The 14,137-nt window shown below is 26.6% G+C and carries 12 protein-coding genes; 11 read left to right on the plus strand and 1 reads right to left on the minus strand.

The window, feature by feature from the left end:
* The first annotated feature begins 1 nt into the window (after nucleotide 1).
* From purL to rd, 7 genes are all read left to right on the plus strand, one after another.
* Nucleotides 2–2,191: a phosphoribosylformylglycinamidine synthase subunit PurL gene (purL, locus tag ACAG39_01460; protein ID MEZ0535895.1), complete on the plus strand. Its 2,190-nt coding sequence runs from the start codon at nucleotides 2–4 to the stop codon at nucleotides 2,189–2,191.
* Nucleotides 2,173–3,597, plus strand: coding sequence for an amidophosphoribosyltransferase (gene purF / locus ACAG39_01465; protein ID MEZ0535896.1), 1,425 nt, complete (start codon nucleotides 2,173–2,175; stop codon nucleotides 3,595–3,597). Before purL ends, purF begins: the two co-directional genes overlap by 19 nt.
* Nucleotides 3,598–4,626, plus strand: coding sequence for a phosphoribosylformylglycinamidine cyclo-ligase (gene purM, locus ACAG39_01470; protein ID MEZ0535897.1), 1,029 nt, complete (start codon nucleotides 3,598–3,600; stop codon nucleotides 4,624–4,626). It begins immediately after the preceding gene.
* A complete protein-coding gene (gene purN, locus ACAG39_01475) occupies nucleotides 4,623–5,279 on the plus strand; it encodes a phosphoribosylglycinamide formyltransferase (protein ID MEZ0535898.1) in 657 nt (218 codons plus the stop codon). Before purM ends, purN begins: the two co-directional genes overlap by 4 nt.
* Nucleotides 5,272–6,813 carry a bifunctional phosphoribosylaminoimidazolecarboxamide formyltransferase/IMP cyclohydrolase gene (gene purH / locus ACAG39_01480; GenBank protein ID MEZ0535899.1) on the plus strand — a complete coding sequence of 514 codons (1,542 nt, stop codon included), beginning with the start codon at nucleotides 5,272–5,274 and terminating at the stop codon, nucleotides 6,811–6,813. Before purN ends, purH begins: the two co-directional genes overlap by 8 nt.
* A gap of 79 nt (nucleotides 6,814–6,892) precedes the next feature.
* Nucleotides 6,893–8,146, plus strand: coding sequence for a phosphoribosylamine--glycine ligase (gene purD, locus ACAG39_01485; GenBank protein ID MEZ0535900.1), 1,254 nt, complete (start codon nucleotides 6,893–6,895; stop codon nucleotides 8,144–8,146).
* Nucleotides 8,147–8,224: 78 nt separating this feature from the next.
* Nucleotides 8,225–8,383 (plus strand): rubredoxin, encoded by a 159-nt coding sequence (gene rd, locus ACAG39_01490; protein ID MEZ0535901.1) that lies wholly within the window; start codon nucleotides 8,225–8,227, stop codon nucleotides 8,381–8,383.
* Nucleotides 8,384–8,436: 53 nt separating this feature from the next.
* On the opposite strand, the gene ACAG39_01495 is transcribed toward rd, so the two are convergent.
* Nucleotides 8,437–8,568 carry a hypothetical protein gene (locus tag ACAG39_01495; protein MEZ0535902.1) on the minus strand — a complete coding sequence of 44 codons (132 nt, stop codon included), beginning with the start codon at nucleotides 8,566–8,568 and terminating at the stop codon, nucleotides 8,437–8,439.
* 423 nt (nucleotides 8,569–8,991) lie between these two features.
* On the opposite strand from ACAG39_01495, the gene polA reads away from it, so the two are divergent.
* From polA to ACAG39_01515, 4 genes are read left to right on the plus strand one after another with little or no spacing between them, the layout of a single operon-like run.
* Nucleotides 8,992–11,520, plus strand: a complete 2,529-nt coding sequence (gene polA / locus ACAG39_01500) for a DNA polymerase I (GenBank protein MEZ0535903.1) — start codon at nucleotides 8,992–8,994, stop codon at nucleotides 11,518–11,520.
* Nucleotides 11,507–12,097 (plus strand): dephospho-CoA kinase, encoded by a 591-nt coding sequence (gene coaE / locus ACAG39_01505; GenBank protein MEZ0535904.1) that lies wholly within the window; start codon nucleotides 11,507–11,509, stop codon nucleotides 12,095–12,097. The genes polA and coaE overlap by 14 nt, the downstream gene beginning before the upstream one ends.
* Nucleotides 12,097–12,657 (plus strand): lytic transglycosylase domain-containing protein, encoded by a 561-nt coding sequence (locus ACAG39_01510; GenBank protein MEZ0535905.1) that lies wholly within the window; start codon nucleotides 12,097–12,099, stop codon nucleotides 12,655–12,657. Before coaE ends, ACAG39_01510 begins: the two co-directional genes overlap by 1 nt.
* A complete protein-coding gene (locus ACAG39_01515) occupies nucleotides 12,602–14,116 on the plus strand; it encodes an ABC transporter substrate-binding protein (protein MEZ0535906.1) in 1,515 nt (504 codons plus the stop codon). The genes ACAG39_01510 and ACAG39_01515 overlap by 56 nt, the downstream gene beginning before the upstream one ends.
* Nucleotides 14,117–14,137 lie beyond the last annotated feature (21 nt).

Here is a 14,137-nt window from a genome sequence, read left to right on the forward strand (position 1 = left end):
TTTGAAAAAATTATATGAAGAAGTTGGATTAACTTATGAAGAATATCAAAAAATTATTGAAATATTAGGACGAGAGCCAAATTTACTTGAATTAAATTTATTTGGTGTAATGTGGTCAGAGCATTGTGGTTATAAAAACTCTAAAAAGTATTTAAAAATGCTCCCAACGCAAGGCGAACATATCTTGCAAGGACCTGGTGAAAATGCAGGTATTGTTAATATAGGAGATAATTTAGCTGTTTGTTTTAAAGTTGAAAGTCATAATCATCCATCAGCTGTTGAACCATTTGAGGGAGCAGCAACTGGTGTTGGTGGTATAATAAGAGATATCTTCACCATGGGAGCAAGACCTGTAGCAATACTTGATTCATTAAAATTTGGAAAATTAAATAGTCAAAAAAGTAAATATCTTTTAGAAGGTGTTGTATCAGGTATATCTTTTTATGGTAATTGTATAGGTATACCAACAGTTGGTGGCGAAACAACCTTTGATGATTCATATAAAAATAACATCTTAGTTAATGTTATGTGTGTTGGTGTTGTTGAACACAATAAAATATTTAAAGGTAAAGCTGAAGGTATTGGTAATCCTGTATTTTATGTTGGGCATACAACTGGTAGAGATGGTATGGGGGGTGCTACTTTTGCCTCTGCTGATTTAACTCAAGAATCAGAAGAAAAACGCTCAGCAGTGCAGGTAGGGGACCCATTTATGGAAAAACTTCTTTTAGAAGCATGTCTTGAACTTTTTGAAACTGGTTCGGTTGTTGGAATACAAGATATGGGAGCTGCAGGGCTTACATCTTCAACTTGTGAAACTGCTGCAAGAGCGGGTACAGGAATTGAAATTGATGTTGCATTAGTTCCAAAAAGAGAAGAAGGAATGAATCCTATTGAAATAATGCTTTCTGAGTCACAAGAGAGAATGCTTGTAATTGTTAAAAAGGGCTGTGAAGATATAGTAAAAAATATATATAAAAAATGGGGTCTAAATGCTGTTCAAATAGGTAAGGTTACTGATGATGGTATGTTAAGAGTATTAGAAAATGGTAAAATAGTAGCTGAAGTACCAGCAGAAGCTTTAGCTGAACCACCAGTATATGATAGACCAAAAATTAAACCTCAAATTGTTGAAGAAGCAAAAAATTTCGATATAACAAAATTAGGAATGCCTGATGATATTACAAGTATCATTAAAAAAATGGTTAGTAATAATAATTTAGCAAGCAAGGAATATATTTATAAGCAGTATGACTATATGGTAAGAACAGATACATTAATAAAACCAGGTGCTGATGCATCTTTGATTAGAATCAAAGGAACAAAAAAAGGTATTGCCGTTACAATAGATAGTAATGGTAGATATTGCTATTTAGATCCATATAAAGGAACAATATTAGTATTTGCAGAGGCTTATAGTAATATTATTGCAACAGGTGCTAAACCATTAGCAATAACTGATGGATTAAATTTTGGCAGTCCATTAAATCCAGAGGTTTATTATCAATTTACACAGGCCATTGAAGGACTAAAAGATGCATGTATCCAATATAATATTCCTGTTACTGGCGGTAATGTTTCATTCTATAATCAAACTGAAGAAGGGCCAATTTATCCAACACCAGTAGTTGGAATGATTGGTTTAATTGATGATTATTATAAAAGCTGTGATATTGCTTTTAAAGAAAATGATGATTATATTGCTATTATTGGTTCAACAAATCTTGACTTGGGTGGTTCAGAATATTTAGACTATATCTATGGTAAAGTAACTGGTAATTTGCCAGATATCGATATTAAAAAACATATTGATAGATGTGATAGGATTTTAAGTTGTATTAACCAAGGAATGTTTAATTCTGTTCACGATATTAGTGATGGTGGTTTAATAACTGCTTTATTAGAAAGCTCATTTAGAGGTAAAAAAGGATTTAATATAGAGATAAAAACTAATATAAGGGAAGATTTTTATTTATTTAGTGAAACCCCAGGGAGATTTTTAGTTTCATTTAATAGTAAAAATATTGAAAAGATAATTAATATAATTGGGAAAGACGATATAACAATTATTGGTAATGTAACTAATAACTTTGTATCAAATATTAAAATTAATAATAATATGATTCAACTAAATTTAAATGAGTTATTAGAAATATATCAGGAGGCAATACCATGTGCATTAAAGAGTTAGAGGAAGAATTTAAAGACCATTGTGGAGTATTTGGTATTTTTAGCAATAATAGTATTGATGTTGCCAGATTAACTTATTATGCACTTTATGCACTTCAACACAGAGGGCAAGAGAGTAGTGGTATTGCTGTAAATGATAATGGAACAATTATATACCATAAAGACAATGGTTTGGTAAATGAGGTTTTTGATGAGGTTACATTAAATCACTTGAAAGGCACTTCTGCAATAGGTCATGTTAGATATTCTACAACAGGTAGTTCTGCACGTGAAAATGCTCAGCCTCTTGTGATTAGATATAGGAAAGGGAATATGACACTGGCTCACAATGGTAATTTGGTTAATGCGTATGAATTAAGAGATAAAATGGAACAACAAGGTGCCATTTTTCAAACTGGTATTGATACAGAAGTTATTGCAAGTCTTATTTCTCAAAACAGGATTTGGAGTTCTAATATTGAAGAAGCAATATTAAAAACAATGGATATAATTATTGGGTCATATTCTTTGCTTATTATGACACAAAATAAACTAATAGGTGTTAGAGACCCAAATGGTATTCGTCCATTAGTATTAGGTAAATACAAGAATAGTTTTTGTTTAGCTTCTGAAACATGTGCTTTAGATACAATTGGAGCTGAATATATCAGAGATGTTGAGCCTGGTGAAATTATAACCATAACAAAAAATGGTATTAATAGTATAAAACATAATAATTCGAAACCAAACTTGTGCATATTTGAATATATATATTTTGCTCGTGCTGATAGTTATTTTAATTATAAAAGTGTTTATGAAGTTAGAAAAAACTTAGGAAGATACCTTTGCAAAGAAAGCTATGTTGATTGTGATGTAATTATAGGTGTACCTGATTCTGGAACAACTGCTGCAATAGGTTTTGCTGAAGAATGTGGTAAAAAATACTCCGAAGGTTTTATTAAAAATAGATATGTTGGTAGAACATTTATTAGTCCTAATCAAGAACACAGAGAAATTGGTGTAAAATTAAAATTAAATGTGATTAAAGAAAATATCAAAAATAAAAGAGTCATATTAATTGATGATTCAATAGTTAGAGGTACAACAAGTAGAAAGATTATTAACATGTTAAAAGAAGCTGGAGCCAAAGAGGTACATGTTAGAATTAGTTCGCCTCCTATATCTTTTCCATGCTTTTACGGAATTGATACTCCAAATAAAGACCAGTTAATTGCTGCAAATTATTCTGAAACAGAAATTGCAAAAATTTTAGGTGCTGACAGCCTTAAATATTTAAGCATGGATTCATTAAATAAAGCTGTTGATGGAGATATAGAGAAATACTGTACAGCATGTTTTACAGGAAAGTATGTTACAGAAGTACCAAAAGAATATAATAAGTTTATATTGGAAGGTGGTGACAGATAGATGACAACATATAAAGATGCAGGTGTTAATATTCATGAAGGATATAGGGCAGTTGAAAAGATTAAAAACTTAGCAAAATCAACTTATGATAAAAATGTATTAATTGATATTGGTTCATTTGGTAGTATGTATTCTTTACATGATTTTGAAAGTGATTATATTTTAGTTTCTGGAACAGATGGTGTAGGAACAAAATTAAAGATTGCATTTCTTATGGATAAGCATGATACAATTGGTATTGATTGCGTTGCTATGTGTGTTAATGATGTTGTTTCATTAGGTGCAAAACCATTATTCTTTCTTGATTATTTTGCATGTGGGAAGCTAAAGGCTGAAAAATTACAAGATATAATAAAAGGTATTTCAGAAGGATGTAAACAATCATCTTGTTCGCTTATAGGTGGTGAAACTGCTGAAATGCCTGGTTTTTATAAAGAAAATGAATATGATTTAGCTGGGTTTTGCGTTGGTATTGTTCATAAAGATAAAGCAATAAATCCTTCTAAAATTAAAATTAAAGATGCTTTAATTGCTATAAAATCCAGTGGAGTTCATAGTAATGGATTTTCACTTATAAGAAAAGTATTTAATGTTGACAATAATCCAAATGTATTAAATAAATATATTGACTCTTTAGGAACAACATTAGGAGAAGAGTTATTAAAACCAACTAAAATATACGTAAAAGCAATTCTTTCATTAATTTCTGAAGGTATAGATGTTCATGGTATAGCTCATATAACAGGTGGCGGATTTTATGAGAATATTCCACGAATGTTACCTAAAAATATGAAAGCTGTTATAAAAAAAGAAACAATTGATGTATTACCAATATTTAAATTAGTTATGCAAGAAGGGAATATAGAAGAGAAGGAAATGTTTTCTACATTTAATATGGGTGTCGGTATGGTCATTGCAGTATCAGAAAGTAATGCTGAAAAAACAATTTTCAATCTAAATAATAATGGGTATGAAGCTTACATTATTGGAGAAGTTAATGAAGGACAAAATGAGGTAGAAATAATATGAAAAAATTAGCTGTATTTGTATCTGGTAATGGGTCTAATCTTCAAGCTATTATTGATAATATAAATAACAATCAAATTGATGGTAAAATTGAGATTGTCATATCAAATAAAAAGGATGCTTATGCATTAAAAAGAGCAGAAAATAATGGAATTGAAGCCTTATATATATCTAAAAATGATTTTTCAACAATTATTGAATATGAACAATATTTAATCAAGATACTTAAGGAAAAATCTATTGATATTATAGTATTAGCCGGATTTTTGTATATTTTTTCAGAAACATTTATTGACCAATTTCAAAATAAAATAATAAACATTCATCCATCTTTACTTCCTTCATTTGGTGGTAAAGGGATGTATGGCTTAAATGTCCATAAAGCTGTTATTGAATATGGTGCCAAGATAACTGGTGCTACTGTGCATTTTGTAGATAAGACTCCAGATGGCGGACCAATCATTCTACAAAAAGCAATATATGTTGATGAAAATGATACTCCTGAAACACTACAACAAAAAGTATTAACAAAAGCAGAATGGGTAATATTGCCCATTGTTTTAAAGTTGTTATGTAAAGATAAGATAAAAATAAAAGGACGAAAAGTAATTATTGAGGATAAAGAGATTTTAAAAGAGGTGGATATAAATGTCTAAAAGATGTTTAATAAGTGTATATGATAAAAATGGTATACTTGAGTTTGCAAATAAAATAACTAAATTAGGATATGAGATAATCTCTACTGGTGGTACTATGAAATATCTTATGGATAATAGCATTGATGTTATTAATATTTCAGATGTAACTGATTTTCCAGAAATATTAGATGGCAGAGTAAAAACATTACATCCAAAGATTCATGCCGGTATATTAGCAATCAAAAATAATCAAGAACATATAAAAACATTACAAGAGCTTAATATAAATACAATTGATATTGTTGTTGTTAATTTATATCCATTTAAACAAACAATATTTAATGAAAATCATACATTTTCTGATGCAATAGAAAATATAGATATTGGTGGTCCAACAATGTTAAGGGCTGCTGCAAAAAATTTTGAACATACAATTGTTATAATTGATCCAGATGATTACAATTTAGTTACTGAGCAGTTACAAATAAATGGAGAAGTATCATATGAAACAAGGCTTTATTTAGCAACAAAAGTATTTGAATTTACTTCATATTATGATTCAATGATATTTAATTATTTTAAACAAAAATCTAATATGGAAGATTTTCCTAATTACTTTACAATGCCATTTGAAAAGGATATTAATCTTAGGTATGGCGAAAATCCACATCAAAAAGCATCATTTTATAAACTATCACTACCACAAACTGATAAACAAAATATTGCAAATGCTAAAAAGCTTCATGGGAAAGAGTTGTCATATAACAATATATTAGATGCAAATAGTGCAATTGAGCTTATAAAAGAATTTAATGAGCCTACTGCTGTTGCAATTAAACATTTAAATCCTTGTGCTGTTGCATCAGATGATAATATATTTAATGCATATAAAAAAGCTTATGAATCTGATCCAATATCTATTTTTGGAGGTATTGTTGCATTAAATAGAATTGTTGATGAAAAATTAGCTCAAGAATTATATAAAATCTTTCTCGAAATAATTATAGCACCTGAATTTACACAAGAGGCTCTAAACATTTTAACAAAGAAAAAGGACTTAAGGTTATTACAATTACCATTAGATAATTTAAAAAGCAGCTTTACTGAATTAAAAAGTGTTAATGGAGGTTTGTTGGTTCAAGAAAATGATAACAAACTACTACTTGATAATATAAGTTATGTAACTAACAGAAAGCCTACAGAAAAAGAAATGGATGATTTAATATTTGCTTGGAAGGTTGTTAAGCATGTTAAATCAAATGCTATTGTAGTTGCAAAAGATAAAATGACTTTTGGGATTGGAATGGGACAAACTAATAGAATCTGGTCAACAGAAAATGCAATTTCAAGATCAAGGTTTGATTTAAATGGAGCTGTTTTAGCTTCTGATGCATTTTTCCCATTTTCCGATAATGTAGAAGCAGCAAATAAAGCTGGAATTACAGCTATAATTCAACCGGGTGGTTCTATAAGAGATAATGAATCTATTGAAGTAGCTAATAAATTTGACATTGCTATGGTGTTTACAGGAATTAGACATTTCAAACATTAATGGCTATAGATAATGAAAGGAGGAAATAACTTTATCGCATTATTGATTTATTTTTAATGCGATAACTGTTGTGTTTAATATGGAAATATTAGTAATCGGAAATGGTGGAAGAGAACATGCTATTATATGGAAGTTACTTAAAGATGGCTATAAAAACCTTTATTGTATTCCTGGAAACGCTGGTATTTCACAATTAGCAAAATGTATTGATATGAAAATCAATGACTTTAAAGCAATTGCTGATTTTTGTGTATATAATAGCATTGATTTTGTAATAGTTGGTCCTGACAATCCACTTGCTGATGGAATTGTAGACTTTTTAAAATCAAGAGGCATCAAAACATTTGGACCAAGTAAAATGGCTTCGGAAATTGAAAGTAGCAAGGTATTTTCAAAGAATTTAATGAAAAAATATTTAATACCTACTGCAAGCTATGAATGTTTCAACAACTCAAGCAATGCAATTCAATATACAAAGAATAAAAATAGATATCCTATAGTTATAAAAGCTGATGGGCTTGCATTAGGGAAAGGTGTTTATATAGCTTATAATGAAGATGAAGCAATTTGTGCAATAAATGAAATAATGGTTGATAAAAAATTTGGTGAATCTGGAAGTAAGATTGTTATTGAAGAATATCTTGAAGGTTTTGAAACATCATTTTTTATAATATCTGACGGTAAAAACATAGTACCATTAACAACAGCAAAGGACTATAAAAAAGCATTTGACCAAGATAAAGGTCCTAATACTGGTGGCATGGGTTCTTATTCTCCAAATAATATGGTTGATAAAAAAACATATGAATATATTTTAGAAAATATAATGGAAAAAACAGTTTATGCAATGAATAAAGAAGGACGTCCATTCGTTGGTGTTTTATATGGTGGTTTGATATTAACACAAGATGGTCCTAAAGTATTAGAATTTAATGCTCGATTTGGAGACCCAGAGACACAAGCCATTATGCCTTTAATAAATAGTGATTTATTGGAAATAATGATTAAAGCATATGAGGGTAATTTAAAATCTATTGATATTGATATTTCTTCTAAAAATTCACTTTGTTTAGTATTGGCATCTAATGGTTATCCAGATAAATATGAAACAGGTTATAAAATAGAAGGAATGGAATACTTATCTGATGATGTTATATTATATCATGCAAATACTAAATTTGATGAAAATAAAAATATAATTACTGCAGGTGGTCGTGTATTAAATATCTGTGCTATAGGGGAATCTTTAAGCTTAGCAAGAGAAAAGGTATATAGCCAAGTTACAAAAATTAAATATGATAATATATATTATAGAAAAGATATAGGTATATAAAATATGTTTAAAAATAAAATGTTAGTGGTATTATTTACTTGTAAAACTTAACATTTGATCAGAAAGGAGAAAAGAATTATGGGAAAATGGGTATGCACTATTTGCGGGTATGAATATGACCCTGAAAAAGGAGATCCAGATAACAATATTCCACCGGGAACAAAATTTGAGGATCTACCAGATGATTGGGTTTGTCCAGTTTGCGGTGTTGGAAAAGATATGTTTGATAAAGCTTAAATTAATAACTAAACTCCTTCTTTACATTCAAGAAGGAGTTTTTATCTTATTTATTATTTTGAATTTGTTTTAAAAGTTCCAGATACTTGTATTCTTGAAACAGTTCCCTTTTTTTCGTCATTATACCATATATGAATAATATCATTTACTTTTATATCTTTTAATGTTAACTTCTTTTCTTTCATTTGATTATTTTCTCTTGTTACTGTTAATATTGTTGTATTTTTAGTAACTTGTATTGTCTTGGTCTGATTAGTAAGATTAATATTATTTATTCTTCTCCCAAAACCTAATCGGAGATTTGTATTTGATTAATGTTCATTTTGAGAAGTAGATTATTTATTATTTTGCTTATTAGTATTTGAAGGTGGCTGTGGATACGAAATAGATGCTATTGTAATTGTTATTTTATCTGAAAATTTTTAAAACTTCATAATGAACCTGTTCAAAAGTCTCTTCTTTTATGTTAATATAATCATAAGCCATAGTTTCAAGCCTTACTTAATAGACAATGGTTTGTTACTATGGCTTGAAATATTTTGTAATGAAGGTATTATTATAGTAAAAATACTTGAAATTATTTTCTTACTTGAAATGAGGGATTAATAATGAATCTTGTTATCATTGATGGATATAGTTTAATTTACAGATGCTATTATGGTGTGCCATTTTTATCAACAAGTTCAAATATTCCTACCAATGCTATTTATGGTTTTACAAATATACTTTTTAAGATTTATGAAAATGTAAAGCCAGATTATATTTGTATTGCATTTGATTCAAAAAAAATTTTTCGGAAAGAAAGTTTTGAAGAATACAAAGCAAATAGAAAACCAATGCCTGATGAATTAAGTGTTCAACTTCCATATATAAAAGATATATTAAATGCTATGAAAATAAATATGATAGAGATTGAAGGATACGAAGCTGACGATATTATTGGTTCTATTTCATATAAGTTTAAAAATGAAGATATTAAAATAATCATTTTTACTGGTGATAGAGATTTACTTCAATTAATTGATAAAAATATATCGGTTAATATTATTACAACAAAATTTGATAAAACCATTGATGATATATATACAATTGATAACATTAAAGAAAAGTTTGGCGTTCATTCAAATCAAGTAATTGATTACAAAGCTTTAGTAGGTGACCAAAGTGATAATATCCCAGGTATAAAAGGTATTGGACCTAAAACAGCTATAAAATTAATTGAAGAATATTGTAATTTAGATAATATTTATAAAAATATTGATAATATTAGTGGGTCAGTTAAGCAAAAGCTTTTAGAAAATAAAGAAGATGCTTATTTATCTAAAAATTTAGCAACAATTATTAAAGATATACCCATAAATATTTCATTAGAACAATTAAGGATAAGTAATTGGGATTATATGAAATTATATGATATTTTTAAATCTCTTGAATTTAAAAGCTTTATTGATAAAATAAACAAGGAGATAAAAATAAATGAAGAAGAAAATAAAATAACTGAAAAAACTCCTGAACAGTTATCAGATCAGGATATTATTAAATACTCTAATTGTTTTTCAATATTGTTTGATGAGAGACAGGATATTTTTTATATATATGATTTGAAAAAATTATACATTACAAAAGATATTAATGTAATTGAAAAAATTATCTCAGATATAAAAAAATATATAATTACTTTTGATTTTAAAAAAATATTGCATAAGATTAATTATAATAAACAATTAATAATGAGCAATATTTTTGATTTAATGATTGCAACATATGTTTTAGATTCAAACAGAAAAGGATATGATTTAGAAAATATATTGTTAACATACTTAAATATAGACTTAACAAATATAAATTATCATCAAGCTGTTTTGTATTTTAATAACTTAAAAGATATACTAGAAAAACAACTAATAGAATATAACTGTTTTTATCTTTTTAAAGAAATTGAAATGCCTCTAATTTATATATTATATATTATGGAAAAAACAGGTGTAATGGTGGATGAAAAGAGTTTGTTTGAATATGAAAATGAAATCTTAAATAAAATAAAAGATTTAGAAGATAAAATTTTTACTTTAGCAGGACAAACATTTAACATTAATTCACCAAAACAATTAGCTTCAATTTTGTTTGAAAATTTGAAGCTGCCTGTTATCAAAAAAACTAAGACTGGATATTCTACTGATGCTGAAGTTCTTGAACACCTTATTGATAAACATCCAATTATTGCTGACATTTTAGATTATAGAATGTTTAATAAGATATATACAACTTACTGTATTGGTTTAAGAAATTCTATTGATAACAAAAGTTCAAGAATCCATACAAGTTTTATTCAAACAGGAACTGCAACAGGGAGGCTTTCTAGCACTGAACCTAATCTACAAAATATACCAATAAAATATCCAGAAGGAAAATTAATTAGAAAGGTATTCGTTCCACAAGATGGGTTTATTCTTATTGATGCTGATTATTCACAAATTGAATTAAGAATATTAGCTCATTTATCAAAAGATGAGAATTTAATAAAAGCGTTTATAAATAATGAAGATATTCATTTACAAACTGCTTCTGAAATATTTGGTGTTCAAAAAGAAAATGTAACACCATTAATGAGGTCTCAAGCAAAAGCTGTTAATTTTGGTATAGTATATGGTATTTCTGATTTTGGATTATCAAGAGATTTAGGAATTTCAGTTAAAGAAGCAAATGAATATATTCAGAAATATTTTGATAGATATCCTAAAGTTAAAGAATACTTAGATTTTACTATTGATTTTGCAAAGAAAAATGGATATGTTCTTACGTTATTTAACAGAAGAAGATATATAAAAGATATAAATTCTTCAAATAGAAACCTACGCCAATATTCTGAGAGAATTGCTATGAACTCACCTATACAAGGGACCGCAGCAGATATAATAAAACTTGCTATGATTAAAATTTATAAGCAATTTGAAAAATATAATTTGAAGTCAAGGTTACTTCTCCAAGTTCATGATGAACTATTGATTGAAGCAGCTATAGAAGAGAAAGAAAATGTAAAAGAAATTATAAAAACAAGCATGGAAAATGCAACTCAATTATCGGTACCATTAATTGTCGATTGCAAAGAAGGAGTTAATTGGTATGAAGCAAAATAAACTAATAATAGGTATTACAGGGTTAGTTGGTTCAGGTAAATCTCTTGTTTCAAAATATTTAGAAACATTAGGCTTTTACTATATTAATGTAGATGCTGTATATCATGAAATGTTAATTAGCGATATAAGTCTAAAAAAACAGCTTATAGAAGCATTTGGAACAAAGATATTAAATAATGATATGATTGATAGGAATGTATTACGAAATATTGTTCTTTCTAATGACAATAATTTTGAATTATTAAATAAAATAACTCATCCAAAAATATATATAAAAGTTAGTGAATTGATAAAATCAATTGATGGTAACATAGTAATTGAAGCTGCTATTCTTTTTCAGACCGGATTAAATAAGTTATGCACGCATGTGTGGTATATAGATTCGCAAAAAGAAATAATTATTGAGAGAATTAAACAAAGAAATAATTTAGAAGAGAGGATTATTAGAAGTTTATTAAAGAAGCAAGAATATATTGAACAAACAAAATTTTATTGTGATGTAATAATTAAAAATGATAATTCCATTGAAAATTTATATGCACAAATTAATCTGACATTAATGAAAGAGGCTGAATAATGAAAAAGAGATTATTTATAATAATATTAATAATTATTATTTTTTTGTCTGTAAAACCTGTTTATATTAATATCCTTAAGCATATTTATCCTATTAAATTTAAACAGGAAATATTTTTCTATTCAAAAAAATATAATATTGATCCATATTTAGTATGTGCTGTAATAAAATCAGAGAGTAACTTTAATAATAAAGCTATTTCATTAAAAAATGCAAAAGGTCTTATGCAAATAACAGATTCTACTGCGTTTTGGATATCAGAAAAATTAAATATAGAAAATTTTAGATCTGAAATGTTGTTTAATCCTGATTATAATATTATGTTTGGAACATGGTATTTATCTTATTTAATAAATTATTATAATGGTAATATTAAATATACAATAATGGCTTATAATGCAGGGTTATCTAATGTTAATAAATGGATAAAGAACAGAGAAGGAGTAGATGTTGAAATACCTTTTAATGAAACAAAATTATTTTTAAGAGGTGTATTAAGAAACTATGAAATTTATAAAACAATCTATCCTAATTATTTTGATAATTATTATAACAATTAATTTTTCATCTTGTAGTAATTTAAATGAAAATAAATATAATAGCTCACAAATAATACATAAGATAAATTATAATACAAATTATTCATTAAATTTGCGAAATATTAATAACGATTTGTTTCTTTCTATTGTTGAGCCAATTACTTTAAATCCTGTACTGAATAATAATGCAGAAACAAAGTATTTATTAGAGCTCTGTTATGAGCCATTATTTAGAATTGACAATGGAGTAATAATACCAATACTTGCAGACAAGATAGATATATCAGATAATTATAGGATAATTAATGTAAAATTAAAAAATAATGTGTTTTTTAATAATAATCAAAGACTAAAATCAAGTGATGTTTATCAAAGTTTTATGTTAAGTAAAAATATAAATAATGATTTATATAAAAATATAAAAGAAAGCTTAATTGAATTATACATTATAAATGATCTAAATATTAGGTTCATATTTAAAAATTCTACATATTACAACTTATTTCTTCTACAAGATATTCCAATTATAAAGTTTGATAAAAACAGAATTTATGAAAAGGAATATATACCTTTTGGTACTGGGCCATATATGGTTAGTTCTGTTAAACCAAAAGATGAGCTTATACTAACTTCAAATAATCTATATTATAAAAACCAACCACACATTAATACTATTAAAGTAAAATATGTTAAAGATTTAAAAGGCGAATTAAATTTATTTAATTCAAAGCTAACAGATTTATTAATTTCTGAAAATAGTGATTGGAAATATAACTTTGACTCTAATTATTATAACTATATTGATTTTACAACTAATATATTTGAGTGTATTTTATTTAATGAAAGAAAATATCCAACTAATATAATTGAAATAAGAAAAAATGTTTATTCTTTAATTGATATAAGTAAAATTTTAAATGATTCATATTATGGTCAACTAGAAGAAAACTATTATCCTATTCATCCATACTTTTTAAAAAACAATTTAAAACCTAAAAAATATAAACCTAAAATAAGTTGGTATAATCCAAAAAAGATTATTATTTTAGTTAATCAAGAAAATAAATATAGAATAAGTCTGGCATATTATTTAAAGGATATATTAGAAGCTAACAAATTCCAAGTTGATCTTCAAATAATTAATTTTAATGATTATTCCAATAAAATCAATAATGGTGAATTTAATATAGCTATATGCGGATTAAGAGTTGATACTCCTATTGGATTTAATACACTTTTTGGAATAGCAGGAAGTAATATAATTAGCAAATGGATTTTTAACGATATATATAATTTTAAAAGTGTAGATGATTTCAATCAAAAATTAAAAGATATAAATGTAAAAATGGAAAACTATTTTCCTTTTATTGGACTTGGCTTTAAAAAAGGATCGATTATCTATGACAAAAGATTTAATATTATTATAAAACCACAATTTAATATACCTATAAATAATTCTAATCTATGGCTTATAAAATAAATATCAAACATTTGTTTGAAA

The organism is Caldicellulosiruptoraceae bacterium PP1, assembly GCA_041320695.1.
Taxonomy (GTDB): domain Bacteria; phylum Bacillota; class Thermoanaerobacteria; order Caldicellulosiruptorales; family Caldicellulosiruptoraceae; genus JBGGOQ01.